27 protein-coding genes and 2 tRNA genes are annotated in these 26,175 nt (G+C 69.4%); 17 read left to right on the top strand and 12 right to left on the bottom strand.

Annotated features, from left to right (window positions below):
- Positions 1-2: 2 nt before the first annotated feature.
- The 4 genes from T8T98_RS15705 to T8T98_RS15720 are packed head-to-tail and all read right to left on the bottom strand — an operon-like array spanning position 3 to position 2,445.
- The gene (locus T8T98_RS15705) at positions 3-1,058 is read right to left on the bottom strand and encodes a 5-(carboxyamino)imidazole ribonucleotide synthase (RefSeq protein WP_251104522.1); all 1,056 of its coding nucleotides are present in this window, start codon (positions 1,056-1,058) and stop codon (positions 3-5) included.
- Complete coding sequence (gene purE, locus T8T98_RS15710) at positions 1,055-1,561, bottom strand: 5-(carboxyamino)imidazole ribonucleotide mutase (protein WP_251104521.1); 507 nt, start codon at positions 1,559-1,561, stop codon at positions 1,055-1,057. Before purE ends, T8T98_RS15705 begins: the two co-directional genes overlap by 4 nt.
- A 1-nt stretch (position 1,562) precedes the next feature.
- The gene (gene gpmA / locus T8T98_RS15715; RefSeq protein WP_251104520.1) at positions 1,563-2,249 is read right to left on the bottom strand and encodes a 2,3-diphosphoglycerate-dependent phosphoglycerate mutase; all 687 of its coding nucleotides are present in this window, start codon (positions 2,247-2,249) and stop codon (positions 1,563-1,565) included.
- A gap of 34 nt (positions 2,250-2,283) precedes the next feature.
- Positions 2,284-2,445 carry a hypothetical protein gene (locus T8T98_RS15720; RefSeq protein WP_202389019.1) on the bottom strand — a complete coding sequence of 54 codons (162 nt, stop codon included), beginning with the start codon at positions 2,443-2,445 and terminating at the stop codon, positions 2,284-2,286.
- A 91-nt stretch (positions 2,446-2,536) separates the two neighbouring features.
- On the opposite strand from T8T98_RS15720, the gene T8T98_RS15725 reads away from it, so the two are divergent.
- The 3 genes from T8T98_RS15725 to T8T98_RS15735 all read left to right on the top strand — a co-directional run bounded on the left by T8T98_RS15725 (position 2,537) and on the right by T8T98_RS15735 (position 4,722).
- Positions 2,537-2,611: transfer RNA gene (locus T8T98_RS15725), tRNA-Thr, on the top strand.
- A 93-nt stretch (positions 2,612-2,704) separates the two neighbouring features.
- Complete coding sequence (locus tag T8T98_RS15730; protein WP_251104519.1) at positions 2,705-3,172, top strand: PH domain-containing protein; 468 nt, start codon at positions 2,705-2,707, stop codon at positions 3,170-3,172.
- 8 nt (positions 3,173-3,180) lie between these two features.
- The gene (locus tag T8T98_RS15735) at positions 3,181-4,722 is read left to right on the top strand and encodes a PH domain-containing protein (protein WP_251104518.1); all 1,542 of its coding nucleotides are present in this window, start codon (positions 3,181-3,183) and stop codon (positions 4,720-4,722) included.
- 43 nt (positions 4,723-4,765) lie between these two features.
- On the opposite strand, the gene T8T98_RS15740 is transcribed toward T8T98_RS15735, so the two are convergent.
- Positions 4,766-5,086, bottom strand: a complete 321-nt coding sequence (locus T8T98_RS15740; RefSeq protein WP_251104517.1) for a GNAT family N-acetyltransferase — start codon at positions 5,084-5,086, stop codon at positions 4,766-4,768.
- Positions 5,087-5,136: 50 nt separating this feature from the next.
- Here T8T98_RS15740 and T8T98_RS15745 point away from each other — a divergent pair, with 50 nt between their 5' ends.
- Positions 5,137-6,132: a threonine aldolase family protein gene (locus T8T98_RS15745; RefSeq protein ID WP_251104516.1), complete on the top strand. Its 996-nt coding sequence runs from the start codon at positions 5,137-5,139 to the stop codon at positions 6,130-6,132.
- Entirely contained in the window at positions 6,129-7,049 is a 921-nt protein-coding gene (locus tag T8T98_RS15750; protein WP_251104515.1) for a DMT family transporter, read from the top strand. Before T8T98_RS15745 ends, T8T98_RS15750 begins: the two co-directional genes overlap by 4 nt.
- 10 nt (positions 7,050-7,059) lie before the next feature.
- On the opposite strand, the gene T8T98_RS15755 is transcribed toward T8T98_RS15750, so the two are convergent.
- Positions 7,060-7,854 (bottom strand): Rossmann-fold NAD(P)-binding domain-containing protein, encoded by a 795-nt coding sequence (locus T8T98_RS15755; RefSeq protein WP_251104514.1) that lies wholly within the window; start codon positions 7,852-7,854, stop codon positions 7,060-7,062.
- A gap of 54 nt (positions 7,855-7,908) precedes the next feature.
- Between T8T98_RS15755 and pepN the strand changes: the two genes are divergently transcribed.
- The 8 genes from pepN (at position 7,909) to T8T98_RS15795 (ending at position 17,420) form a co-directional block, all read left to right on the top strand.
- Complete coding sequence (gene pepN, locus T8T98_RS15760) at positions 7,909-10,563, top strand: aminopeptidase N (protein WP_251104513.1); 2,655 nt, start codon at positions 7,909-7,911, stop codon at positions 10,561-10,563.
- Positions 10,556-11,308, top strand: coding sequence for a peptidoglycan editing factor PgeF (gene pgeF, locus T8T98_RS15765; RefSeq protein WP_251104512.1), 753 nt, complete (start codon positions 10,556-10,558; stop codon positions 11,306-11,308). Before pepN ends, pgeF begins: the two co-directional genes overlap by 8 nt.
- Positions 11,309-11,485: 177 nt before the next feature.
- Positions 11,486-12,073 carry a ubiquinol-cytochrome c reductase iron-sulfur subunit gene (gene petA / locus T8T98_RS15770; RefSeq protein ID WP_160733384.1) on the top strand — a complete coding sequence of 196 codons (588 nt, stop codon included), beginning with the start codon at positions 11,486-11,488 and terminating at the stop codon, positions 12,071-12,073.
- Positions 12,074-12,090: 17 nt separating this feature from the next.
- On the top strand, positions 12,091-13,383 hold the full coding sequence (locus T8T98_RS15775) for a cytochrome b (RefSeq protein WP_160733383.1): 1,293 nt from the start codon (positions 12,091-12,093) through the stop codon (positions 13,381-13,383).
- Between the two features lie 27 nt (positions 13,384-13,410).
- Positions 13,411-14,271 carry a cytochrome c1 gene (locus tag T8T98_RS15780; RefSeq protein WP_251104511.1) on the top strand — a complete coding sequence of 287 codons (861 nt, stop codon included), beginning with the start codon at positions 13,411-13,413 and terminating at the stop codon, positions 14,269-14,271.
- 73 nt (positions 14,272-14,344) lie between these two features.
- Entirely contained in the window at positions 14,345-14,881 is a 537-nt protein-coding gene (locus T8T98_RS15785; RefSeq protein WP_251106023.1) for an adenine phosphoribosyltransferase, read from the top strand.
- A gap of 77 nt (positions 14,882-14,958) precedes the next feature.
- Positions 14,959-16,812 carry a cation:proton antiporter gene (locus T8T98_RS15790; protein WP_251104510.1) on the top strand — a complete coding sequence of 618 codons (1,854 nt, stop codon included), beginning with the start codon at positions 14,959-14,961 and terminating at the stop codon, positions 16,810-16,812.
- A gap of 17 nt (positions 16,813-16,829) precedes the next feature.
- The gene (locus T8T98_RS15795; protein WP_251104509.1) at positions 16,830-17,420 is read left to right on the top strand and encodes an OmpA family protein; all 591 of its coding nucleotides are present in this window, start codon (positions 16,830-16,832) and stop codon (positions 17,418-17,420) included.
- 3 nt (positions 17,421-17,423) lie between these two features.
- On the opposite strand, the gene T8T98_RS15800 is transcribed toward T8T98_RS15795, so the two are convergent.
- The 3 genes from T8T98_RS15800 to cysD are packed head-to-tail and all read right to left on the bottom strand — an operon-like array spanning position 17,424 to position 20,991.
- Positions 17,424-18,161 carry a 3'(2'),5'-bisphosphate nucleotidase CysQ gene (locus T8T98_RS15800; RefSeq protein ID WP_251106022.1) on the bottom strand — a complete coding sequence of 246 codons (738 nt, stop codon included), beginning with the start codon at positions 18,159-18,161 and terminating at the stop codon, positions 17,424-17,426.
- Between the two features lie 2 nt (positions 18,162-18,163).
- Complete coding sequence (gene cysN, locus T8T98_RS15805; protein WP_251104508.1) at positions 18,164-20,089, bottom strand: sulfate adenylyltransferase subunit CysN; 1,926 nt, start codon at positions 20,087-20,089, stop codon at positions 18,164-18,166.
- Complete coding sequence (gene cysD, locus T8T98_RS15810; protein ID WP_251106021.1) at positions 20,089-20,991, bottom strand: sulfate adenylyltransferase subunit CysD; 903 nt, start codon at positions 20,989-20,991, stop codon at positions 20,089-20,091. The genes cysN and cysD overlap by 1 nt, the downstream gene beginning before the upstream one ends.
- Before the next feature lie 183 nt (positions 20,992-21,174).
- On the opposite strand from cysD, the gene T8T98_RS15815 reads away from it, so the two are divergent.
- Positions 21,175-21,248 (top strand) — tRNA-Gly (locus T8T98_RS15815).
- Between the two features lie 179 nt (positions 21,249-21,427).
- Here T8T98_RS15815 and T8T98_RS16345 read toward each other — a convergent pair.
- On the bottom strand, positions 21,428-21,565 hold the full coding sequence (locus tag T8T98_RS16345; protein WP_407675129.1) for a helix-turn-helix domain-containing protein: 138 nt from the start codon (positions 21,563-21,565) through the stop codon (positions 21,428-21,430).
- A 12-nt stretch (positions 21,566-21,577) separates the two neighbouring features.
- The gene (gene panC, locus T8T98_RS15820; RefSeq protein WP_251104507.1) at positions 21,578-22,444 is read right to left on the bottom strand and encodes a pantoate--beta-alanine ligase; all 867 of its coding nucleotides are present in this window, start codon (positions 22,442-22,444) and stop codon (positions 21,578-21,580) included.
- 57 nt (positions 22,445-22,501) lie between these two features.
- Here panC and T8T98_RS15825 point away from each other — a divergent pair, with 57 nt between their 5' ends.
- From T8T98_RS15825 to pgmG, 3 genes are read left to right on the top strand one after another with little or no spacing between them, the layout of a single operon-like run.
- Positions 22,502-23,329, top strand: coding sequence for a division plane positioning ATPase MipZ (locus tag T8T98_RS15825; protein ID WP_407675051.1), 828 nt, complete (start codon positions 22,502-22,504; stop codon positions 23,327-23,329).
- A 3-nt stretch (positions 23,330-23,332) separates the two neighbouring features.
- Positions 23,333-23,632, top strand: a complete 300-nt coding sequence (locus tag T8T98_RS15830; RefSeq protein WP_251104505.1) for a J domain-containing protein — start codon at positions 23,333-23,335, stop codon at positions 23,630-23,632.
- A 9-nt stretch (positions 23,633-23,641) separates the two neighbouring features.
- On the top strand, positions 23,642-25,045 hold the full coding sequence (pgmG, locus tag T8T98_RS15835; RefSeq protein ID WP_251104504.1) for a phosphoglucomutase/phosphomannomutase PgmG: 1,404 nt from the start codon (positions 23,642-23,644) through the stop codon (positions 25,043-25,045).
- A 76-nt stretch (positions 25,046-25,121) separates the two neighbouring features.
- Here pgmG and T8T98_RS15840 read toward each other — a convergent pair whose 3' ends face one another.
- Positions 25,122-25,991 carry a BON domain-containing protein gene (locus T8T98_RS15840; RefSeq protein ID WP_251104503.1) on the bottom strand — a complete coding sequence of 290 codons (870 nt, stop codon included), beginning with the start codon at positions 25,989-25,991 and terminating at the stop codon, positions 25,122-25,124.
- Between the last annotated feature and the right edge of the window lie 184 nt (positions 25,992-26,175).

Raw genomic sequence — 26,175 nt, forward strand, 5'->3', positions numbered from 1 at the left:
CCTCATCCCGCGCCGATCCGCGTGACGTGGCCCATCTTGCGCCCGGCGCGGGCCTGGCGCTTGCCGTAGAGATGGAGGTGCGCGCCGGGCTGGCCCAGGCATTCGTGCGCGGCCTGCGCGTCTTCACCGATGATGTTGGTCATCACCACCTGGCCGGCCGTGGTCGCGGTGTCCCCCAGCGGCAGGCCGCAGATCGCGCGCACGTGGTTCTCGAACTGGCTGGTGGCCGCGCCCTCGATCGTCCAGTGGCCCGAATTGTGCACCCGGGGGGCCATTTCGTTGAACACCGGCCCTTCGGCAGTGGCGAAGAATTCCAGCGTCAGCACCCCGACATAGCCGAGCGCCTCGGCCACTTGCGCCGCCAGGTCGCGCGCGGCGGGCACCTGTTCGGCGACCATGGCGCTGGCGGGCAGGGTCGAAGTGGCCAGGATGCCGCCGACATGGGTGTTCTCGGCGCTGTCCCAGAAACGGACCTCCCCGTCGCGGCCGCGCACGAGGATGACCGAGAATTCGCACGCGAATTCCACGAACCCTTCGTAGATCGTCGGCGCGTCGGGCACGCGGATGGCGTCGGCGTCGCGCGCGGTCTGGATGCGCCACTGGCCCTTCCCGTCGTAACCGTCGCGGCGGGTCTTGAGAATGCCGGGCGCGCCGATCCGGTCGACCGCGGCGGCGAGGTCGTGCGCGCTGTCCACCGGGGCATAGGCCGCGGGCACACCGCCGAGCCCTTCGACGAAGCGCTTTTCCTTCAGCCGGTCCTGCGCGGTTTCGAGCGCGCGCGGATGGGGGGCGAGAAGCCCCTCGATCGGGGCCAGCGGGGCGACCGGGACGTTTTCGAATTCCCAGGTCACGACGTCGCACCCCTCGGCGAAGCGCGCGAGCGCGGCCTCGTCGTGCCAGGGGGCGCAAGTGAACTGCGCGCTCACTTCGGCCGCGACGCTGTCGCGCCCCGGTTCGTAGACATGGCAGCGATAGCCGAGCTGCGCGGCGGCAATGGCCATCATCCGGCCCAGTTGCCCGCCGCCCAGGATGCCGATCGTTCCCCCCGGTGCGATCATGAGTCCTGCGGCCGCTCGGCCACGGCGGCGCTGCGCGCGGCGCGCCAGGCCTGGAGGCGCTGCGAAAGGTCGGCATCGCCGAGCGCGAGGATCGCCGCGGCGAGCAGGCCCGCGTTGGTCGCCCCCGCCTTGCCGATCGCCAGCGTGCCGGTCGGCACCCCGGCAGGCATCTGCACGATCGACAGCAGGCTGTCCTGCCCCGAAAGCGCCTTCGATTCGACCGGCACGCCCAGCACCGGCAGGTGGGTCAGCGCGCTCAGCATCCCCGGAAGGTGCGCCGCGCCGCCCGCGCCCGCGATGATCACGCGGAAGCCTTTGCCCTCGGCCTCCTTGCCGAAGGCGTACATGCGGTCGGGCGTACGGTGGGCGGAAACGATCCGCGCCTCGTACGCGACGCCCAGCTCGTCCAGCACTTCGGCCGCGCACTTCATCGTCGGCCAGTCCGACTGGCTGCCCATCACGATGGCGACGCGCGCCCCGGTCCCCTCTCCGCCGCCGGCCATGTCAGCGATCCTTCAGGTACTGGCGTTCGCCGCACTTCATGTCGGCATCGAATTCATAGACGATCGGCTGGCCGGTCGGGATCTCCAGCCCGGTGATGTCGTCGTCCGAGATGGCGGAAAGATGCTTGACCAGCGCGCGCAGCGAATTGCCGTGGGCCGAGACGATCACCGTTTCCCCGCTTGCGAGCACGGGCAGGATCTCGTTTTCCCAGTAGGGCAGGACGCGTTCGATGGTCAGCTTCAGGCTCTCGGTCCGCGGAACCTCGATCCCGGCATAGCGCGCATCGGCCGCCAGGTCGTAGTCGCTGCCGTCCTCCATGACCGGGGGCGGCACGTCGAAGCTGCGGCGCCAGACATGGACCTGCTCGTCACCGTGGCGGTCGCGGGTTTCCTGCTTGTCGAGGCCGGTCAGCCCGCCGTAGTGGCGTTCGTTGAGGCGCCAGTCCTTCGTCTCGGGGATCCACAGCCGCCCGCAAGCCTCCAGCGCCAGGTGCAGCGTCTTGATCGCGCGCGTCTGCAGCGAGGTGAAGGCCCGCGTGGGCAGCAAGTTCTTCGCCGCCAGCAGTTCGCCCGCGGCGACCGCTTCGGCCACCCCCTTCTCGGTCAGGTCCACGTCCCACCAGCCGGTGAAACGGTTTTCCAGGTTCCACTGGCTCTGGCCGTGACGGACTAGGATCAGCGTGGGCAAACGAAAGGCTCCTCTATCGGTCGGGTGTGTGCGGTTAGCTTTTCGGGCCGGCGTTGGAAAGCCCGCTGTCTGCCGATTCGGGGCTTTCCGCGCCCGCGATCCGGCGCGACTGCGCCTTGCGCCGGCGCAGGTTTTCGCGCAGCTTGGCGGCCAGGCGTTCTTCGCGCGTCGGCTGGGGGTCGTTGTCCCGGGACATGGCGCTGCGTCTAGCCGCGAATGCGCGCGCGGCTCAAGCTTGGCTTGACTTTCGACCGGTGCGCGACAATAGCGCGCCCGCTTCGTCAGGCGCTGCTGTAGCTCAGTGGTAGAGCGCACCCTTGGTAAGGGTGAGGTCGGGAGTTCAATCCTCCCCAGCAGCACCATTCCTTCCGGGCACCCGGCCCGATCGCGACCAACGCACTGCCCGGCGAATTTGCGCCTTGCCCTTCGTCACCGTCTTATCCATGTAAGGCACCATGGACGACCGCGAAGAGCTGACCGCGCTGCACCCGAATCACGTCAAGGTCCTGCGCATCGCCGCCGCGCTCACCGCGCTGCCTTTCGTGATAGGCTCGCTGGTGCTCGAGGTCGCCGATCTCCTGCCGCGGGGCGCCTTTGCCGTCCCGGTCCTGCTCGTCGCCGGGTTTCTGATCGTGCGGGTGCCGCTGCGCCGCCATGCCGCGCGCGGCTATGCCATGGGGGAAGACAGGCTGCGGGTCGTGCGGGGCATTCTCTTCCGGTCGGATACCGTCGTGCCGTTCGGCCGCGTCCAGCATATCGACGTGGACCAGGGCCCGCTGGAACGCGCCTATGGCCTCGCCACGCTCACGCTCCACACGGCCGGCAACCACAATGCCTCGGTCGCGCTGCCCGGCCTGGCGCAGGAGGACGCGCGGGCGATGCGCGAGACGATTCGCGCGCGCATCCGGCGCGACACGATGTGACGCCGGCGATGACGGAAGCTGGCGCGGAACAGGGGCAGGCCCGGCGCACCGAGCCGGTCGGCCTGGCCGTTCACGCGGCAACGGGGCTGCGCCAGGTCGTGCCCGCGCTGCTCGCGGCGGGCTTCGTCCTGCGCGACGAGGGGCGCTGGCTGCTGGCGCTCATCCCGCTCGCTTTCGTGCTGCTGTCGCTCACGCTCGGCCTGGCCTGGCTCCAGTGGCGGCGGCTGACCTATCGCGTGGGGGCGGAAGACATACGGGTGGAAAGCGGCGTGCTGAGCCGCGCCGCCCGCTCGGTTCCCTACGAACGGATCCAGGACGTCAGTCTCGAGCAGGGGCTGCTGGCCCGGTTTTTCGGACTGGTCGAGGTGCGGTTCGAAACCGGCGCGGGTGGGCAGGACGAGCTGAAGCTTGCCTTCCTGCGCGAAGAGGAGGGGGAGCGCCTGCGCGAGGTCGTGCGCGCGCAGAAGGACGGGCCCGGCGCCCCGGCAGGCGAGACCGAGGGCGAGACAGAGGGCAGGGCCGAGGGCGAGATCGAGGGCAGGCCGCCGATCTTCGCCATGGGGCCCCGGCGGATTGTCCTCTTCGGCCTGTTCGAATTCTCGCTCGCGGTCGTGGCGGTCGTCGCCGGCCTCGCGCAGCAGTTCGATTTTCTCCTGCCGTTCGACCTGTGGGACTTCGACGCGTGGGAGGAACGGCTGGCCGGGCCCGGCGCGTGGCTTTCCGGCCTGGGCCAGACCGCGCAAGTCGTGGGCGGGACACTGGCCGTCGCCACCTTCATCGCGCTCGGCATCGCGACCGGCGTGATCCGCACCGTCTTGCGCGACTGGGGCTTTGTGCTCGAGCGGACCGACAAGGGCTTCCGCCGTCGCCGGGGCCTGCTGACCCGGACCGACGTGGTCATGCCGGCCCACCGGGTCCAGGCGCTGACGTTCCGCACCGGCGTGATCCGCCGCCGGTTCGGCTGGCACGGGCTCAAGTTCGTCAGCCTCGCGCAGGATGCCGGGGCGGCCAGCCACGACGTCGCGCCCTTCGCCCGCTGGGGCGAACTCGCGCCAATCGCCCGCGCGGCCGGTTTCGCGATGCCGGCCGAAGATCTCGACTGGCACCGGGCCAGCGGCCGCTACCGGCTCGACAGCGCCCTGCTGGCCGGCGGGCTTGCCGGGGCGATCGCGCTGGCGGTTTTCGTCGCCTTGTCGCTGAACGGGCTGGCCAGCCCTTTGTTCGCGCTCGTGCCGCTGGCGGCGGGCGCGATCCTCGCGGCCTGGCAATGGTTCCTGTGGCGTTTCGAACGGCACGCGATCGACGACCGCTGGCTCTACGCCCGCCGTGGCTGGCTGGCCCCGCGGACCGACGTGGCGAGCCGGGTGAAGCTGCACTCGGTGGAAGTGGTCGCGGGCCCGATCGCCCGCCGGCGCGGCTATGCCACGCTTCGCCTGGGCCTCGCCGGCGGAAGCCTGGAAATCCCCGGCCTCGCGCACGGGCGGGCCTGGGCGCTGCGCGGCGCGATTGCCGAGAGCATCTGCGCGCGCGATTTCTCGCGCCTGGCCTAGCGCGCCCCGGTTCAGGCCGGGTCAGGCCCGGATCAGGCCCGAATCAGGAAGGCGTCGGGGCCAGCAGCTCGCTCCATTCCGGGTGGCGGCGGAACTGGGCATCGACGTAGGAACACTGCGGCACGATCGTGAAGCCCTGTTCGCGCGCGTCGGCCACCAGCGCCTCGACCAGCGCGGCCGCGACCCCGCGACCGCCGATTTCTGGCGGCACCAGCGTATGATCGGCGATTCGCGCATTGCCGCGTGCTTTCCAGGTCAGCCGCCCGACATGGTCGCTGCCGGGCACGTGCGCGCGGTACTCGCCGTGCACCGGTTCCTCCCCCGGTCCGGGGTGGCGCGTGATCTCCAGGCCTTCGATGGTCATGCTGCGCTCCTTCTTGCGCTCAACGCTGCGGCGGCTAGACGCGTTCCGCGATGCAGTTCCTCTCCGACAACGCCGCCGCCGTCCATCCCCGCGTGTGGGAGGCCATGCGCGCCGCCGACGCCGCCGATGCCCCCTACGACGGCGACGGCCTGTCGAACCGGCTGGACGAGGCCTTCACCGCGCTGTTCGGGCGCGAATGCGCGGCGATCTGGGTCGCGACCGGGACCGCGGCGAACTGCCTCGCGCTGGCGACGCTGGTCCAGCCGCACGGCGCAGTCGTCTGCCACCGCGAGGCCCATATCGAGATGGACGAAGGCGGCGCGCCGGGGTTCTACCTGCACGGGGCCAAGCTGCTGCTGGCCGAGGGGGCGGGGGCGAAGCTCGATCCTGCCGCCATCGCCGCGACGATCGATCCGATCCGCGACGACGTCCACCAGGTCCAGCCCCATGCCGTCTCGGTCACCCAGGCGAGCGAATACGGCCTGTGCTACCGGCCGGGCGAACTGGCGGCGATCGGCCGCCTGGCGCGCGAACGCGGGCTGGGGCTGCACGTGGACGGCGCGCGGTTCGCCAATGCCGTGGCCTTCCTCGATTGCCCCGCGGCCGAAGCGGCCGGCCCGGCCGACGCCCTGAGCTTCGGCTGCATCAAGAACGGCGCGATGAGCGCGGAGGCCGTCGTCTTCTTCGACCCTGCCGCCGCCGATCTCGCCCGCTATCGCCGCAAGCGGGCCGGGCACCTGCAGTCGAAGGGGCGCTTCCTCGCGGCGCAGGTCCTCGCGATGGTCGAGGGCGACCTGTGGCTGGCCAATGCGCGCGCGGCCAATGCCGCGGCCGCGGAGATCGCCGGGGCCTGCGGCGACCGTCTCCTCCACCCGGTCGAGGCGAACGAGGTCTTCGTCCGCCTTTCGCCGGAAGAACGCGCCGCGCTGCGCGGGCAAGGCTTCGGCTTCTACGACTGGGGGAGCGATGCGGCCCGCTTCGTCACCGCGTGGAACAGCGCGGACGAGGCCGTCGCGGCCCTGGCGCGCGCGATTTCCGGCTTGTGACCGCGCCCGGCCCCGCCGCTCCGCCGCACGCGCTGCTGCGGCTGCGGATCGCCTTGCCGTTCCTGGTCGTGGCGCTGATCTGGGGGTCGACCTGGTATGTCATCACCGGGCAGATCCACGAGGTCGCGCCCAGCTGGTCGGTCGCCTACCGGTTCGCGATCGCGACGCCTGCAATGTTCGCCGTCGCGCTGGCGATGCGGCGTTCGCTGGCGATCGGCAGGGCCGGCCACTTCCTGGCGCTGGCGGTCGGGCTGACGCAGTTCTGCGGCAATTTCAACTTCGTCTATCGCGCCGAACTGCACCTGACCTCGGGCGTGGTTGCGGTCATGTTCGGCATGCTGATGGTGCCCAATGCGCTATTCGGGCGCTGGCTCCTGGGCCAGAAGGTCACCCCGCGTTTCCTGGTGGGCAGCGCGATCGCGATCGGCGGCATCGCGCTCCTCCTGCTGCACGAGGCGCGCCTCTCGCCGCTGGGCGGCAGCGTCATGCTCGGCGTGGCGCTGGCGATCGGGGGCATCCTCTCGGCCTCGATCGCCAATGTCATCCAGGCCAACGAGACCGGCCGCGCGCTGCCGATGGCCAGCCTGCTCGCCTGGTCGATGCTCTACGGCACGGGCTTCGACATCGCCGTCGCCTGGGCCCTTGCCGGCCCGCCGACGATCCCCGCCGCGCCGGCGTTCTGGGCAGGCACCGCCTGGCTCGCCATCGCCGGGTCGGTCGTGACCTTCCCGCTCTACTACACGATCGTGCGCCAGATCGGGGCGGGCCGGGCGGCCTATAACGGGGTGCTGGTGATCGTGGTCGCCATGGTCATCTCGACCCTGGCCGAAGGTTATGCCTGGTCGCTGCTGGCCGTGGCAGGCGCCGTCCTGGGGCTGGGCGGCATGTTGATCGCGCTGCGCGCCCGCCAGGTGTGACGCGCACCCTTCAGGCCAGCGCGGCCAGCCCTTCGCGGAACGTGGGATAACGCGGCTGCCAGCCGAGTACGCGCCGTGCCTTGCCGTTCGCGATGCGGCGATTCTCCGCGTAGAATCCGCGCGCCATCGGTGAAAGGCCGGCCTGCTCGACCGTCAGGAGCGGGGGCGGGGCGCGGCCGAGCAGGCGGCAGGCTTCCTCCACCACCGCGTTCTGGCTGGCCGGGCAATCGTCGGCGAGGTTGTAGGCCCCGGCCGGCGCGCCGAGCGCGGCGATCGCGCCGGTCACGATATCGTCCACGTGGACGCGGCTGAAGACCTGCTGCGGCGCGCCGGGGCCGAGATCGATCCGGTGTGCCTTGCCGGCGCGAACCCGGTCGAGCGCGCTGCGCCCCGGCCCGTAGATCCCGGGGAGGCGCAGGACCCGCGCGCCGCGCGCGAGCCATTCCCGGTCGGCCGCCGCGCGCGCAGTGCGCCGGCCGGTGCCGGTGGGGGCGCTTTCGTCCACCCAGGCACCGCCGGTATCGCCGTAGACGCCGGTGGAGGAGAGATATCCGATCCACCGGCCGCCGCCTTCCAGCCACTCGCCATATTCGGCCAGGACCGGGTCGGCGCCGCTGGCGCGGTCCGGCGGCACGGAGGAAAGCACGTGGCTGGCCCGGTCGAGCGCCTCGCGCACCGCGGCCGCGTTGTCGAAAGCGACGTTTCCGCCCGAGCCCGTTCCGCCGACCGACCATCCGCGCGCCTCCAGCGCAGCGGCAATGCGGCTCGCCGTATATCCGATGCCGAAGATGAACATTGTGCCCATATGCGCGTTCTATCCGATGGACGCGCCAGAGAAAGGACCTAGAAGCTTCGAATCATGGACATTCGCCCCGATCCGAGCACGCCCGATGGCAACCCCGAGATGGCCGATGCGGCGCCAGAGCCGAAAGAGCCGCCGCTGATCCGGCGCGAGGATTACCGGCCATTCCCCTGGCTGGTGCCCGAGATCGCGCTGGATTTCGATCTCGGCCTCGAATGCACGGTCGTGAGGGCGAAGCTGACCGTCGCCCGCAACGCGCGCGGCGACCGGGCGGAGACGATCCGCCTCAACGGCGACGGGCTGACGCCGCGGCAGGTCGCGATCGATGGCCAACCGGTGAACGACTGGGCGATGGACGAAGGCGATCTCGTCCTGCCGCTGGCGGGGGATGCGCACGAGATCGCGATCGAGACCCGCATCGACCCGTCCGCCAATTCGCAGCTCATGGGCCTCTATGCCTCGGGCGGGATGCTGTGCACCCAGTGCGAGGCCGAGGGCTTCCGCCGGATCACCTTCTTCCCCGACCGGCCCGACGTGCTGTCCACCTATCGCGTCCGGCTGGAAGGGCCGCGCGCGCAGTTCCCCGTCCTGTTGTCGAACGGCAACAAGGTCGCCGAAGGCGAGGCGAGCGACGGCCGTCACTGGGCCGAATGGCACGATCCCTGGCCCAAGCCGAGCTATCTCTTCGCACTCGTCGCCGGCGACCTCGTCGCGCGGTCGGATCGGTTCGTCACGATGGGCGGGCGCGAGGTCGCGCTGAACGTCTGGGTCCGCGAGGCCGACCTGCCGCGCACCGAGCACGCGATGGAATCGCTCAAGCGCGCGATGAAATGGGACGAGGAGGCCTTCGGCCGCGAATACGACCTCGACCAGTTCAACATCGTGGCCGTTGGCGATTTCAACATGGGCGCGATGGAGAACAAGGGCCTGAACATCTTCAACACGAAGTATGTCCTGGCCGACCCGGAAACCGCCACCGACGGCGATTACGACGCGATCGAGGGCGTGATCGGGCACGAGTACTTCCACAACTGGTCGGGCAACAGGGTGACCTGCCGCGACTGGTTCCAGCTGTCGCTGAAGGAAGGCTTCACCGTCCTGCGCGACCAGCTTTTCAGCCAGGACCTGCAGGGCGAGGCGGTCAAGCGGATCGAGGACGTGCGCGTCCTGCGCTCGGTCCAGTTTCCCGAGGATTCGGGGCCGCTGGCGCACCCGATCCGGCCCGACAGCTTCCGCGAGATCTCGAACTTCTACACCGCCACGGTCTACAACAAGGGGGCCGAGGTCATCCGCATGATGCGCACGATGGCCGGGCCCGAAGCCTTTCGCGCGGGGACCGATCTCTATTTCGACCGCCACGATGGCGAGGCCGCGACCTGCGAGGATTTCGTCAGGGCGATGGAAGACGGCGCCGGGCTGGACCTGGGCGCGTTCCGCCGGTGGTACTCGCAGGCCGGAACGCCCAAGGTCTCGGTCGATCTCGACCACGCGGGCGACAGCGCGACGCTGACGCTGCGGCAATACGTCCCGCCCACGCCGGGGCAGCCGTCCAAGCAGCCGATGCCGATCCCGTTGCGCCTGGCCCTGTTCGACCGCAAGGCGGGCACCCACCGCGGGGAAGAGCTGGTGATCCTCGACGAAGAGGAAATGACGATCGCCTTCGACCGGTTCTCCACCCCGCCGGTGCTCTCGATCAACCGCGGGTTCTCCGCGCCGGTCTCGATCGAGCGGCAGGTCCCGCGCGAAGACCTCGTCTTCCTCGCCGCGCGCGACGACGATGCCTTCGCCCGGGCGGAAGCGATGCAGGAACTCGTCGTCGGCCACCTCGTGGCCGCGGCGGGCGAAGGGCTCGATGCGAAGGACCGCGAGCGGGGCCAGGCCGCGATTGCCGAGGCGCTGACCGCGGTGCTCGACGACGAGCGGCTCGACGACCTGATGCGCGGCGAGCTGATGGTCCTGCCGGGCGAGACCTATCTCGCCGAGCAGATGCTGGTGGCCGACCCCGGGCGGATCCATCGCGAGCGCGAGGGGCTGAAACGGTGGCTGGCCGGCGAGCTGGGCGACCGCCTGCTGCGTCTCCACCAGCGGGCGAGCGAGGTGCCCTACGGCCTCGAGCGCGAGGCCCGCGGGGCGCGCAAGGTCAAGACCCTGGCGCTGACTTACCTCGCCGCCGGCGATCCGGCCAGCGCGGCCGATCTCGCCGCGGGGCAATACGATTCGGCCGACAACATGACCGACCGCCAGGGCGCGCTGATGGTCCTGTGCGGGCTGGACAGCGCGGCCCGGACCGATCGCCTGATCGACTTCTACCGCCGTTACGAAGGCAACGCGCTGGTGATCGACAAGTGGTTCAGCCTGCAGGCGATGTCGCTTCACCCTGCCGCAATCGAACACGTCAAGGCGCTGCGCGGGCACGCGGACTTCACGCTGCGCAACCCGAACCGCGTACGGGCGCTCTACATGGCCTTCGCCGGCAATCCCCAGGCCTTCCATGCGCCCAGCGGCGAGGGCTACCGCCTGATCGCGGACCTGATCCTCGAACTCGACCCGATCAATGCCCAGACCGCGGCCCGCTTCGTCGCCCCGCTCGGCCGCTGGCGCCGGATCGAGCCGGGTCGCGCGGCGCTTATGCGGGCGGAGCTGGAACGGATTGCCGCCGCGCCCGGCCTTTCGCGCGACACGCGCGAACAGGTGGGGCGCTCGCTTGGCTGAGGCATTGCGCGCAGCGGCGCTGGACGGGGTTCCGCACGGCTTCCTGACCCGCCGCGGCGGCGTGTCGCGAGGCGCGGTGGGCGGGCTGCAATGCGGCTTCGGCGCCGGCGACGACCCGGCCGCGGTGCGCCGCAACCGCGAGCTGGCGGCCGGCGCCGTGCTGCCGGGGGCGAGCCTGGTCGGCCTGCACCAGGTCCATTCGCCCGACGTCGTCGTGGCGACCGCGCCGTGGGAAGACGAAGCGCGTCCGCGCGGCGATGCCCTGGTGACCGACCGCGCGGGCCTGCTGCTCGCGGTCGTGACCGCCGACTGCGCGCCCGTCCTCCTCGCCGATCGCGCCGCCGGCGTGGTCGGGGCGGCCCATGCCGGCTGGCGCGGGGCACATGACGGGGTGCTGGAGAACACCGTCGATGCCATGGTGGCGCTGGGCGCCGATCGCGCCGCGATCGCCGCGGCGATCGGACCCTGCATCATGCAGGCCAGCTACGAAGTGGACGACGGCTTCCGCACGCGTTTCGGCGAAGGCGAGGGCGCGTTCTTCGCGCCGGGGCGGGCAGGGCACTGGCAGTTCGACCTGCCGGGATATGTCGCGGCGCGGCTGGAGCGGGCCGGCGTGGCGCGGGTCGAGAGCCTGGGGCGCGACACTTATGCGGAGCCGGAGCTGTTCTACTCCTTCCGCCGCGCGACGCACCGGGGGGAGCCCGATTACGGGCGCCTGATTTCGCTCGTCGGAATGCCTGCCTAGCCCCCCGATCATCCGAAAAAGGCGGTTGGCAGCGGTGACTTTCGCGTCTACAGGCCGCCCAAACCGGCTCCGCGGGGGGCCTCGTCCGCATGTGTGCGGATGACGGCCGTGTGGGGGTCCTCCCCGCCGGCGGCGGGCCGGATCAGGGCAAGACACGTCGGAACTAAGGCAGAACTGATGGCTGATACGACTGGCGCCGCGACACCCGAAGCCGTCGCCGATCCGCACGATGCGGGGCATGGCGATGGGGTGCACCGGCGCGATTTCATCAACATTGCGGCGGTCAGCGCCGCGGGTTTCGGCGGGGTCGCGGTTCTCTATCCGCTGATCAGCCAGATGGCGCCTTCGGCCGACGTCCTTGCCGAGAGCACGACCGAGGTCGACGTTTCGGCGATCGAGCCGGGGCAGTCGATCAAGGCGATCTTCCGCAAGCAGCCGCTGTTCGTGCGCCGCCTGACCGAGCGCGAGATCGCCGAGGCGAACGCGGTCGATGCCAGCTCGCTGCGCGATCCGCAGACGCTGCAGGAACGGACCAAGGAAGGCCACGAGGACGTGCTCGTGACGATGGGCGTGTGCACCCACCTCGGCTGCGTGCCGCTGGGTGCGGCCGAGGGTGAGAACAAGGGCGAATTCGGCGGCTATTTCTGCCCCTGCCACGGTTCGCACTACGACACGGCAGCGCGCATCCGCAAAGGCCCGGCGCCGACCAATCTCGAAGTGCCGGAATACGAGTTCACGTCCGACACCGTGATTCGCGTCGGCTGAGGAGCGAGAGACAGAAAATGAGCTTCCCCTGGGCCAAGGAATATACGCCGACCAACCCGGTCATGAAATTCTTCGACGAGAAGCTGCCCCTGCCGCGGCTCGTCTACAACGCGGTGGGCGCCGGCTACCCGGTGCCGCGCAATCTCAACTACATGTGGAATTTCGGCGTCTTCGCCGGGTTCTTCCTCGTCCTGCAGATCGTGACCGGTATCGTCCTGGCGATGCATTACGCATCCGACGCCACCGTCGCCTTCGGCAAGGTCGAACACATCATGCGCGACGTGAACTGGGGCTGGCTGATGCGCTATGCCCACGCGAACGGCGCGAGCTTCTTCTTCATCGTCATCTACATGCACATCTTCCGCGGGTTCTATTACTCCTCGTACAAGGCGCCGCGCGAGATGGTGTGGCTGCTGGGCGTGGTGATCTTCCTGCTGATGATGGCGACCGCCTTCATGGGCTACGTCCTTCCCTGGGGGCAGATGAGCTTCTGGGGTGCGAAAGTGATCACCGGCCTGTTCGGCGCGATCCCCGTGGTGGGCGAGCCGCTGCAGGTCTGGCTGCTGGGCGGCTTCGCCCCCGATGACGCGGCGCTCAACCGCTTCTTCTCGCTTCACTTCCTCCTGCCCTTCGTGATCGCGGGCGTCGTGATCCTGCACATCTGGGCGCTGCACATCCCGGGCTCTTCGAACCCCACGGGCGTCGAGGTGAAGAGCGAGAGCGACACCGTGCCGTTCCACCCCTATTACACGGCGAAGGACGGCTTCGGCCTCGGCGTGGTCCTGATCCTGTTCGCGATCATGGTGTTCTTCCTGCCGAACGCGCTGGGTCACCCGGACAACTACATCGAGGCGAACCCGCTCTCGACCCCGGCGCACATCGTGCCCGAATGGTACTTCTGGCCGTTCTACGCGATCCTGCGCGCCTTCACGATGGACTTCATCCTGCCGGCGAAGCTGTGGGGCGTGATCGCGATGTTCGCCGCGATCCTGCTGTGGTTCTTCCTGCCCTGGCTCGACCGTTCGCCGGTGCGCAGCGGCCACTATCGCCCGCTGTTCCGCAAGTTCTTCTGGTTCGGCCTGATCCCGGCGATGGTCGTGCTGTTCTGGTGCGGCGGGGCCCCGGCGGAAGAGCCCTACGTCATGCTCAGCCAGCTGGCGACGGCATATTACTTCCTGCACTTCCTGGTGATCCTGCCGCTCGTCTCTTCGTTCGAGAAGCCCGAGCCGCTGCCCTACTCGATCACCGAGGCCGTGCTGGGGTCGGACAAGAAGGCCGTGCTCGGCGAAAACACCAAGCCCGCGACCTGAGTTGAGGACGAGAGAAAGAGACGCACAATGATCCGGCCTATCGCAATCCTCGTCGGTCTCGGCTTCAGCATCGTGGTGCTGCTGGCCTTCGTCACCGGCGCCTATACCTGGGCGACCGAAGAGACCCAGCCTTCCGCCGAGTACGAGTTCTACCTCGCGCCCCACGGGCCCGAGGGCGGGTTCCAGCACGACGGCCCGCTGGGCACCTGGGACGTGGCCCAGCTCCAGCGCGGGTACCAGGTGTACAAGGAAGTCTGCGCCGCCTGCCACAGCCTCAAGTACGTTGCGTTCCGCGACCTCGCCGGGCTGGGTTACACCGAAGGCCAGATCAAGGCCGAGGCGGCGAGCTACCAGGTGCCGGGCATCAACCCGGACACCGGCGAAGACACGTTCCGCCCGGGCCTGCCGACCGATTACTTCCCGTCGCCCTATCCCAATGCGGTGGCGGCGGCCGCGGCCAACAACAACGCCGTTCCGCCCGATCTCTCGCTGATCACCAAGGCGCGGCACCACGGCACCGAGTACGTCTATTCGCTGCTGACCGGCTATGGCCCGATCCCCGAGGAACTGAAGGCGGAATTCCCGGATTTCGACACCCCGTCGGGGCTGCACTTCAACCAGTACTTCCCCAACCTCAACCTGGCGATGGCGCCGCCGATCACGGCCGATGGCCAGGTGACTTATGCCGAGGGGAACCCGGAACCGACCATCCGCCAGATGAGCGCCGACGTCGCCGCCTTCCTGACCTGGACCGCCGAACCCAAGCTGGTCGAGCGGCGCCAGACCGGCTGGCCGGTGCTCGGCTTCCTGATCTTCGCCACGATCCTGGCCTTCCTCGCCAAGAAGCAGGTCTGGTCGAGCGTGACGCCCCGGCGCGAACGCGACTGAAACGGCCTGCAGCGCGCAGCATGATGCCCCCCTCCATCCACCGCGATGCGAGGGGGGCTTCGCATTGGGCATGATGACAACCGACGAACTCAAGGCTATCGTCCGCACCGTGCCGGACTTCCCCGCGCCGGGCATCCGGTTCCGCGACATCACGACCCTGATCGGCCACGGCGAAGGCTTCGCCGCCGCGGTGGCGCACCTTGCGGACCGCGCGCGTGCCGCCGGGGCGGAGGCGGTCGCCGGGATGGAGGCGCGCGGTTTCATCTTCGGTGCCGCGGTTGCCGTCACGCTCGGCGTGGGCTTCGTCCCGGTGCGCAAGCCGGGCAAGCTGCCGGTCGAGACGATCTCCGCCGATTATGCGCTCGAATACGGGTCCGACCGGCTGGAGATCGATCCCGGCGCCGTGGCCGCGGGACAGAAAGTGGCGATCGTGGACGACCTGATCGCCACCGGCGGCACGGCGCTGGCGGCCGCCGCGCTGCTGCGGAAGGCCGGCGCGCAAGTTCCGGCGGCGCTGTTCGCGATCGACCTGCCGGATCTCGGCGGCGCGGACCGGCTGCGTGCCGAGGGGATCGCGGTGGAGGCCCTGATGCAGTTCGAGGGCGACTGAGGGATCGGCGGGCCGGCGGGATAGAAAACGCGGCTGGCGCGTTGGTTCGGGGCGGCAGAGGGGAACACTCCGAAACGATGGAAGAACAGGCACTCGTCATCGCCCTCGTGGGTGTGCTGGGAATCGGCGCCCAGTGGGTTGCCTGGCGCACCGGCTGGCCGGCGATCGTCCTGATGCTGGCCGCGGGTTTCCTCGCCGGGCCGGTGCTCGGCCTGTTCGATCCCGAACACGCCTTCGGCGAACTGCTGGAGCCGATGGTCGCGATCGGGGTTGCCCTGATCCTGTTCGAGGGCGGGCTGAGCCTCGACTTGCGCGAGCTTCGCCACGCCGGCGACGCGGTCTGGCGGCTGGTGCTGTTCGGCGTGCCGATCGGGTGGCTGCTGGGCAGCTTCGCCGGCTATTACATCGCCGGCCTCGTCTGGCCGGTGGCGATCCTGTTCGCCGGCATCCTGGTCGTCACCGGGCCCACCGTCGTCCTGCCAATGCTGCGCCAGTCGAACGTCCAGCCGCGCCCGGCGGCGGTGCTCAAGTGGGAAGCGATCGTCAACGACCCGATCGGTGCGCTCTGCGCGGTCATCGCCTACGAGTATTTCCGCATGGTCGCCGCGGCGCCCGATGCGACGGTGGTGGACGTGGTGCCGCCGATGATCATCGCCGCGATCCTGGCGGCGGGCATCGGCTATGTCGCCGCCCGCTTCGTCGCCTGGTCGTTCCCGCGCGGGCTGATCCCGGAATACCTGAAGGTGCCCGTGCTGCTGACGATGGTGATCGGCGTCTTCGTCCTCAGCAACAAGATCGAGCACGAGGCGGGGCTCGTCGCCGTGACCGTCATGGGCGTGGCGCTGGCGAACATGAACGTCTCCAGCCTCCGCTCGATCCACCCGTTCAAGCAGAACATCGCCGTCCTGCTCGTCTCGGGCATCTTCGTCCTGCTCTCCGCCTCGCTCGACTACAGCGAACTCAGCTATCTCAACTGGCGCTTCGGGCTGTTCCTGCTCGCGCTGCTGTTCCTCGTCCGGCCGCTGACGATCCTTACCAGCCTGCTGTTCAGCTCGGTGCCGTGGAACGAGAGGCTCTTCCTCGCCTGGATCGCGCCGCGCGGCATCGTGCTCGTGGCGATCTCGGGCCTGTTCGCGCTGCGCCTGTCCGATCTCGGTTATGCCGACGGGGAAGTGCTGATAGGCCTCAGCTTCGCGGTGGTCGTGGCGACGATCGTCGCGCACGGTTTCACCGTCAATCTCGCCGCGCGGTTGCTGGGGGTGAAGGGGACCAGCCGCCCGGGCCTGCTGATCGTGGGCAGCACGCCGTGGACGATCGCGCTGGCGCAGGAGATGCAGTCGCTCAAGACCCCGGTGATGATCGTCGATTCGAGCTGGCAGCGCCTGGCCCCCGCGCGCCGCGCCGGGCTGCCCTATTACCACGGCGAGATCCTCAACGAGGCGACCGAGCACAATCTCGACCTCTCGCCGTTCCAGGTGCTCGTCGCGGCCACCGATAACGAGGCGTACAACACGCTCGTCTGCAACGAGTTCGCCTACGAGATCGGGCGCGACACCGTCTATCAGCTGGGCGAATCCGCCGACGAGGCGGACAAGCACGCGATCCCCGCGTCGCTGCGCGGCCGCGCGCTGTTCGAATCGGGCTTCGGCGTCGCCGACGTCAACGAGCGCCAGGCCAAGGGCTGGGTCTTCCGCAAGACCAAGCTTTCGGACGAGTTCGACTTCGACGACGCGCGCGAGGTCCTGCCCGACGAGGGGCACCTGCTCCTGCTGGTGCGCAAGGGGGGCACGCTGCGCTTCTTCACCCATGCCATGCGGCCCGATCCGCGCCCCGGCGACACGATCATATCCTTCACCCCGCCCAAGAGCCGGCCGGCGGGGGAAACGACGCGGCGGCCCGCCGGCGGCGAGCCGGGCGCCCAGCCGGCATGATCGAGAGGACCAGAAGCATGAAACGATGGCTCGCGACCGCGGCCGCGCTCGCTCTGGCAGGATGCGAAGGCCGCGAGGCCCCCGCCCCCGAGCCGAGCCCCGTGCCGACGACGACCTCCGCCTCCATCATCCGGCCCGACGTCGAGGTGGAGCGGATCGCGCCCGCGCTGGAGCCGCTGGAGGCCAGCGTTACGTTCGCCGAGGGCGGCGACACGCTGTCCGACGACGCGCTCGCGGACCTGGAGGCGATCATGGATTCGCCGCAGATGGAGGCCGGGGGGGATATCGTCCTGCGCGGTCACACCGATTCGCTGGGCGATGACGAGGCGAACCTGCGCGTATCGCGCCGCCGGGCGGAGCTGGTGCGCGACTGGCTGGTCGAGCGCGGCGTCGATCCGCAGCGGATCGGCGTGGTGGCGCTGGGCGAACAGCGCCCGATCGCGCCCAATGCCCACCTCGACGGATCGCCGGACGAGGCGGGGCGGGCCGCCAACCGCCGGGTCGACGTGTCGATCGCCGTGCCCGGCGACGCCGCGGGGGCCGCCGAAGAAGCGACCCCGACGCCGGCGGCGGACGCGGCCGCCGCGGAGGATGCCGCGGCCAGCTAGCGCTCAGGAGGCGCGGCGCACTTCCTCCAGCACCCGCTCGGCCCATTCGGGGCGGCAGATGAGCAGGTCGGGCAGGGCGGTGTCGGGCCCGTTGTAGCGCAAGGGGCTGCCGTCGATCCGCGAACAGTGCAGCCCGTGCGCCGCCGCGACCGCGACCGGCGCGCAATTGTCCCACTGGTACTGCCCGCCGGCGTGGAGGTAGATCTCCGCCGCGCCGCGTACGACCGCCATGGCCTTGGCCCCGGCCGAACCCATCGCCACCAGCTCGCCGCCGATCGCCCGGGCAACCGCTTCGGCCTGGGGCGCGGGACGGGTTCGGCTGACGACCAGCCGCGGGCGTTCGGGTGCCGGCCCGGGCGGGGCGGTGCGGTCGCTGCGCAGGATCTCGCCGCCGTTGAGCCCGGGCAGCGCGACCGCGCCCACTTTCGCCTCGCCGCCGATCGACAGGCCGACGTGGACCGCCCAGTCGGCCCGCGCTTCGCCATATTCGCGCGTGCCGTCAACCGGGTCGATGATCCAGACGCGGTCCTTGTCCAGCCGGGTCAGCGTGTCGCGGCTTTCCTCCGACAGGATACCGTCGTCGGGCCGCTGGGCGCGCAGCGCGTGGAGCAGGAAGCGGTTCGACACCTCGTCGCCCGCGCTGCCGAGCTGCTTGCCCACGAACAGGCCGCTTTCGCGCACTTCGATCAGGATACGGCCGGCAGTGCGCGCCAGGTGCGCGGCCAGTTCGGCGTCGGTCATCGTCATTTCAGCGGCAGTATCCTGGAAATGATGTAGTCGGCGGCTTCTTCCACCGTCATCTCGACGGTGTTCACGCGGATTTCCGGGTTCTCCGGTTCCTCGTAAGGGCTGTCGATCCCGGTGAAGTTCTTCAGCTGCCCGCTGCGCGCCTTCTTGTACAGGCCCTTCACGTCGCGCGCCTCGGCCACTTCCAGCGGGGTATCGACGAAGATCTCGATGAACTCGCACTCGTCCATCATCTCGCGCACCATCTGCCGTTCGGCGCGGAACGGGCTGATGAAGGCGGTCAGCACGATCAGGCCGGCGTCGGTCATCAGGCGGGCGACTTCGCCCACGCGGCGGATATTCTCGATCCGGTCCGCCTCGGTAAAGCCGAGGTCCTTGTTGAGCCCGTGGCGCACGTTGTCCCCGTCGAGCAGGAAGGTGTGCCGGTTCATCAGGTTCAGCTTCTGCTCCACCGCGTTCGCGATGGTGGACTTGCCCGATCCCGACAGGCCGGTGAACCACAGCACGCGGGGGCGCTGGTTCTTCATCGCCGCGTGGTCTTCGCGCGTGATCGTGGTCGGCTGCCAGTGCACGTTCTGCGCCCGCCGCAGGCTGAAATGCAGCATGCCGGCGCCGACCGTGGCATTGGTCATCTTGTCGATCAGGATGAACCCGCCCAGCGTACGGCTGTCGGCATAAGGTTCGAAGACGATCGGCCGCTCGGTCCGCAGCTCGGCGACGCCGATCGCGTTGAGGCCCAGGGTCTTCGCCGCGAGCCGCTCCAGCGTGTTGACGTTGATCTCGTACTTGGGCTCCTGCACCGTGGCAGTGACGTTCTGGGTGCCGAGCTTGAGCCAGTAACCGCGCCCGGGCTTGAGCGCCTCGTCGCTCATCCAGACGATCGTCGCCTCGAACTGGTCGGACGTCTCGGGCGGGTCGTCGGCGGCCGCGATCACGTCGCCGCGCGAACAATCGACCTCGTCGGCCAGGGTCAGCGTGACCGACTGGCCGGCCACGGCCTCCTCGCGCTCGCCATCGAAGGTGACGATCGATTTGACGTGCGTGGTCTTGCCCGACGGGACGACGCGCACCGGGTCGCCCGGCTTGACGGTGCCGCCTGCCAGCAGCCCGGAGAAGCCGCGAAAGTCGAGGTTGGGCCGGTTGACCCACTGCACCGGCATGCGAAACGCCCGCGCCTGCGCGGCGGCATTGGCGATCTCGACCGTCTCGAGATGCTCGACCAGGCTCGGCCCTTCGTACCACGGCGTCGCCGGCGAAGGGGCGGCGGTGATATTGTCGCCCTTGAAGCCGGAGATCGGGATCGCGGTGAAATCCTCGATCCCGATTTCCTCGGCGAAGGCGCGATAGTCGGCCACGATGCTGTCGAACGTCTCGCGGTCGTAGTCGACCAGGTCCATCTTGTTCACCGCCAGAACCAGGTGGCGAATGCCGATCAGGTGCGCGAGGTAGGAATGGCGGCGCGTCTGCACCAGCACGCCCTTGCGCGCATCGACCAGGATCACCGCGAGATCGGCGGTCGAAGCCCCGGTGACCATGTTGCGCGTATATTGCTCGTGCCCCGGCGTGTCGGCGACGATGAACTTGCGCTTCTGCGTCGCGAAAAAGCGATAGGCGACATCGATCGTGATGCCCTGCTCGCGCTCGGCCGCCAGCCCGTCGACTAGGAGGGCGAAATCGAGATCCTGGCCCTGGGTGCCGACTTTCCTCGAATCCGCCTCGAGGCTGGCGAGCTGGTCTTCGAAGATCATCTTCGAATCGTAAAGCAGCCGCCCGATCAGCGTGGACTTGCCGTCGTCCACGCTGCCGCAGGTGATGAAGCGCAGCAGGCCCTTGTTCTGGTGCTGCTCCAGGTAGGCGTCGATATCCTCGGCGATCAGGCTGTCGGCCTTGTAGGCCGGTTCGTGCGAAGCGTCGTGGGCCATCAGAAATACCCCTCCTGCTTCTTCTTCTCCATCCCGGCGCCGCCCTCGTCCTTGTCGATCGCGCGCCCCTGGCGTTCGCTGGTGGTGGTCAGCAGCATTTCCTGCACGACCTCGCTCAGCGTCGATGCCTCGCTCTCGACCGCGCCGGTCAGCGGGTAGCAACCGAGCGTGCGGAAACGGATCGACCGCATGACCGGCTCTTCCCCGGGCGCGAGCGGAAAGCGCTCGTCATCGACCATCAGCAGCAGGCCGTCGCGCTCGACGGTCGGGCGCGGCGCGGCGAGATAGAGGGGGACGATCTCGATCCCTTCGGCCATGATGTATTGCCAGATGTCGAGCTCGGTCCAGTTGGACAGGGGGAAGACGCGGATGCTCTCGCCCCTGGCCTTGCGCGCGTTGTAGAGGTTCCACAGCTCGGGGCGCTGGTTCTTCGGGTCCCACCCGTGGCTGGCGGTGCGGAACGAGAAGATCCGCTCCTTTGCGCGGCTCTTTTCCTCGTCGCGCCGCGCGCCGCCGAAGGCGGCGTCGAACCCGTAATGGTCGAGCGCCTGCTTCAGCCCCTGGGTCTTCCACATGTCGGTGTGGAGCGGGCCGTGGTCGAACGGGTTGATTCCGCGCTCCATCGCCTCGGGGTTGTGCCAGACGTGCAGCTCCATCCCCGCCTTCTCGGCCATCCTGTCGCGCATCTCGTACATCGCGGTGAATTTCCACGTCGTGTCGACGTGGAGCAGCGGGAAGGGCGGGGGCGAGGGATGGAAGGCCTTGCGCGCCAGGTGGAGCATGACCGCGCTGTCCTTGCCCACTGAATAGAGCATGACGGGGCGCACGGCCTCGGCCGCGACCTCGCGCATGATGTGAATGCTCTCGGCCTCGAGCCGTTCGAGATGGGTCAGTCGACGCATGACGTTATGAGAAAGGTTCTGCCACTGCTGGGGATCGGCCATGCTGGCTAGCGCATCGGCAGATCGCGGCAAAAGCGGATTTGCTTGGGGGGCGGCAAGGTCAGCCTGCCGGAAAGGCGCCGCAGCGGCCAAACGCGATATTGCGAATCCGCGCCGATGATGGCAACGGAAGGTTCGGAGCGAGCGGGTATAGCTTAGTGGTAAAGCCCCAGCCTTCCAAGCTGGTTATGCGGGTTCGATTCCCGCTACCCGCTCCAGCCCTTCCGTTCGTATCCGGCCTGCGTCGCGTCCAGGATGCCCGGGGATAACAGGGCCGCGGCACATCATGGCTTGGGCGGGGTTCCGATATGGACTGCGCCCTCGAAAGGTCCGCTCTCCACGATGTGCACCTGGGCATTCGCGAACCTCTGCGCGATCTGCGCGATCGTACTTTCCTTCACGCCCCGCTGCCCGCTTCGAACCGTTGCAGCATCGGTTTGCTGATGCCGGACTGCGCGGCGAGATCCGCCAGCGACCAACCGAGGTCGGCCTCGCCATCCGGGACTGTTGCGGCGTGATAGTCCGGTGTTTCGATGACATCGCGCTGTCAGCCAGGTCGCGGGCTGACCGGCATGTTGTCGATCAGGCGCGTGCCTTCGATCCGGGCGGCGACGAGCAGGCGGGCGGGGCGCGGGCCGAGGGATCGAAGGGGGGCGAGGCTCTCGGCATCGGCGAGCTCGGCGTAGTCGATCGGGGCGAAGCCAGCCCCGGCGAGCGCTTCTGCCAGCGCGGCCAGCGTCGGGCCGACATCCTCGCCGGCCTCGATCCGGGCGACCGCCTCGCGCATCGCGCGCGGCAGGGTGGCGGCCCGGGCGCGGGCCTCGGCCGAAAGGTACCGGTTGCGGCTCGACATCGCGAGGCCGTCCGCCTCGCGCACGGTCGGTACGCCGACGATCGCGTCGGCGCGCGGGGCGAGGAGATCGAGGTCGCGCGCCATGCGCCGGATCACGGCCAGTTGCTGCCAGTCCTTCTCGCCGAACAGCGCGAGGTCGGGCCGGACCTGGTTGAACAGCTTGCATACGACCGTGGCGACCCCGTCGAAGTGCCCCGGGCGGCTCGCGCCGCAGAACCCCTCGCTCACGCCGGCAACGGCAACCGAGGTCGCGAAGCCCGCGGGATACATCGCCGTCACCGACGGGGCCCAGAGCAGGTCGACCCCCTCGGCCTCGAGCATTCGCGCGTCTTCGGCCAGCTGCCGCGGATAGGCATCGAGATCCTCGTTCGGGCCGAACTGGGTCGGGTTGACGAAGATCGACACCGCGACCCGGTCGGCGCGCCTGCGCGCCTCGCGCACCAGCGTCAGGTGCCCTTCGTGCAGCGCCCCCATCGTCGGCACGAGGGCCAGCGCGCGCCCGCCGTCGCGCAGTTCGGCCACGGCCGTTCTCAACACATCAAGCTCGGTCGCGGTTTGCACGGGCCGGGGGCCTCCGATAAAGCTGGCGGGGCGCCACCTAGCCTCCGGCGCCCGGCAATGACAACAGACAGGAAGCCTGCACCCGTGCCTGACCAGCGTCCCCATCGGATCGTCTTCGCCAACGAGAAGGGCGGGACCGGCAAGTCGACCACCGCGGTCCACGTCGCCGTGGCGCTGGCCTATCGCGGGGCGCGGGTCGCCGCGCTCGATCTCGATTCGCGCCAGCGCACGATGCACCGCTATTTCGAGAACCGGGGCGAGACGGAAAGCCGCCGCGGGATCGATCTGCCCGGGGCGCACTGCGAGGTCTTCCGCGGGCAGGACGCGGACGAGCTGGAAGGCGCGCTGGAGCGGCTGGGCGCGGGCGTGGATTTCATCGTCGTCGACACGCCCGGGCGCGACGATCCGCTGGCCCGCCACGCGGCGACCGGGGCCGATACCCTGGTGACCCCGCTCAACGACAGCTTCGTCGATTTCGACCTGATCGGGCAAGTCGATGCGGAAAGCTTCAAGGTTCGGCGGCTGAGCTTCTATGCCGAGCTGATCTGGGAAACGCGCAAGACGCGGGCGCTCCAGCGGCGGCAGGAGATCGACTGGGTCGTCGTGCGCAACCGGACCGGCCACGTCGAGGCGCGCAACATGCAGCGGATCGAGCGCGCGCTGACCGAACTGTCCAAGCGCGCCGGTTTTCGCGTCGCGCGCGGGCTGTCCGAACGCGTGATCTACCGCGAGCTGTTCCCCTCCGGCCTCACCCTGCTGGACAAGGGCCACCTTGGCGAACTGGGCACCAGCCACCTCGTCGCCCGGCAGGAACTGCGCACGCTGGTCGCCGGGCTCCACCTGCCCGAACCGGCGCGCCGATCGCCCGAACTCGAGCTGGCCTGACGCGTGCTGCGGCTGATCGTCATCGCGGCGGTCGTGTCGATCGGCTGCAGGATGATCTTCGGCAAGTGGCCGTGGGATTACCTGCGGATGCGTGCGGCGCGGGGCCAGGCGGTCGCGCGCGCGCGCCGCCTGCTGGGCGTGTGCGAGAATGCCGATCACGGGGAAATAATTGCCGCGCACAAGCGTTTGGTCGCCGTGGTGCACCCGGACCGGGGCGGCACCGCCGCGCAGGTGCACGAGGCCAACGCCGCGCGCGACCTGCTGCTCGATCATCTGCCCCGTCGCGGGCTCGACCAATCGTGAAGGATACGCATGGCGCACCAGTTCCATACCACCGTTCTGCGCGAATACGACATTCGCGGCATCATCGGCGAAACGCTCGGCCCCGATGACGCGCGGGCCATCGGCCGCAGCTTCGCGACTCTGCTGCGCGAGGCAGGCGGCAGCAAGGTCGCCGTGGGGTACGACGGGCGGGTCAGCTCGCCGACGCTGGAACATGCCCTGATCGAAGGCCTCACCGCCAGCGGCTGCGATGTCGTGCGGATCGGCATGGGGCCGACGCCGATGCTCTATTTCGCGGAAGCCTCAGCCGATGACGTGGACGGCGGCATACAGATAACCGGCAGCCATAATCCCGCCAATTACAACGGCTTCAAGATGGTATTCCAGGGCCGGGCCTTCTTCGGGCAGGATATCCAGCGGATCGGGCGCCTGTCCGCCGACGGGGCCTGGAGCGACGGGACCGGCGAAGTCGAATCGCGCGAGATCATGGCGACATATGTCGATCGGCTCCTCGCCGGGCTCGACGGGATCGACCGCTCGGCGTTCGACGGCCTGCGAGTCGGGTGGGATGCCGGCAACGGCGCGGCCGGCCCCGCGCTGGAGGCGCTGGCCGCGCGCCTGCCCGGCGAACACCACCTGCTCTACACCGATGTCGACGGCAATTTCCCGAACCATCATCCCGATCCCACGGTCGAGGAGAACCTGTCGGACCTGCGCGCGATGGTCGCGGAAAAGAACCTCGACTTCGGGGTCGCATTCGATGGCGACGGCGACCGGATCGGGGCGATCGACGGGCAGGGGCGGATCATCTGGGGCGACCAGTTGCTGGCGATCTTCGCGCAGGACCTGCTGGCGCGGCAGCCGCGGGCGACGGTGATCGCCGACGTCAAGGCCAGCCGGGCGCTGTTCGACCAGGTCGCCGACCTCGGCGGAAAGCCGGTCATGTGGAAGACGGGCCACTCGCTGATAAAGTCCAAAATGAAGGAAACTGGTGCTCCCCTGGCCGGGGAGATGAGCGGCCACGTCTTCTTCGCAGACGAATACTATGGCTACGACGACGCGCTCTATGCCGGGGTGCGCCTGCTCGCGGCAAGCGCGCGGCTGGGCCGGTCGGTCACCGCGCTGCGCGGCGCAATGCCGGAGATGGTCAACACGCCCGAAATGCGCTTCCAGGTCGACGAGGAACGCAAGTTCGCCGCGATCGACGAAGTCCGCGCCCGGCTGGCCGAGGGGCCGGCCGACGTCGACGGCACCGACGGCGTGCGCGTCACCACCGAAGACGGCTGGTGGCTCCTGCGGGCATCGAACACGCAGGACGTCCTCGTTGCGCGGGCGGAAAGCGATAGCGAGGAAGGGCTCGCGCGCCTGATGGCGCAGATCGACGAGCAGCTCGCGCTCTCGGGGCTGGAACGCGGGGCCCAGGCGGCCCACTGATTGCGCGGCGAAACGAGAGAGGGGGGAGAGGGGCAGGCGCCCCGTCTCCCCCCCTTTTTCGGCCCGCAGGAATGTCTCAGCCTTCGGCCGAGCGGGATTCGCCCGTTTCCGCGCGCTGGTCGCGCACGCTGACGCGCAAGTTGTTCTGCACGTGGTTGACGCCCGAAACCCAGTCGGCGCGGTCCTCCGCCCGGCGCTTCTCGAACCGGTTGGCGATCGTGCCGTCGAGCGTGACCTCCCCGTCCTTGACCGTGACCTGGATGTTGCGCGCGTCGAGCTCGCGATCGTCGGTCAGCGCGTCGCACACGTCCTCCAGGATGCGTTCGTCGGACCGGGTATAGTTCGCCGGGCCGCGGCCGCGATGGTCCATCTGCCGGCGACGGGCGGCATCCTCGTCGCCGAACCAGCTGGCCACTTCGTCCCCGGCCTTCTCCAGGAAGCCGCGATCTTCATACCTGTCGGTATGGCCGGGGTGCGGCGCGGCGTCGTACCGGCCCGAGGCGTAGTCGGCCGAATAGCCGCCCAGTCCGGGGCCGTAGCCGCCATAGGGCCGGCGGGCGCCGGCCACGAAGTCCGCCCCGCCCTGGTCGTTGCCGGTGAAGCTGTTGAACCCGCGCCCTTCGCGCGCGTCGAAGCGCGAGGGGCCGAAGCTGGAGCCATAGTCCGACTGGCGCGGGCGATCCGCCTCGCGCCGGCCGCGCTCGGCATGGCGACCATAGTCGCGCGAGCGATCGGCATACGGATCCCCGCGATAGGGGGCCTGGTCGCCCATCTGGCCGCCCTGCCAGTCGTCGTGGCGGCCTTCGGCATAGCCCTGCTGGCCGAAGTCGTCGGCCGCGAACTGGTCGGCCTGGCGGTAATAGCTGTCGTGTTCGCGATAGCGGTCGTTCTCGTGGCGCCGCGGATCGTCGCGATAGCGCCGGCGGTCGTCGTTTCGATAAGCCATGGTGAAGCATCTCCTGCCTGGTGTGAAACAGCGAATGGTCTGGCGCGGAAAGAGGCCTTGCGACCCCCTGCCGCGACACCCTGTTGCGTTGAATCAACGCGCGGCCGGCGCGATCGTTGCGTCGGCTGGGCGCGGAGAGGCGACGGCCCGGCGCAGCGGGACCGGCCGGGCCGGGGCCCGGAAC

It is taken from the genome of Pelagerythrobacter marinus (assembly GCF_034375205.1).
Lineage (GTDB): Bacteria > Pseudomonadota > Alphaproteobacteria > Sphingomonadales > Sphingomonadaceae > Pelagerythrobacter > Pelagerythrobacter marinus.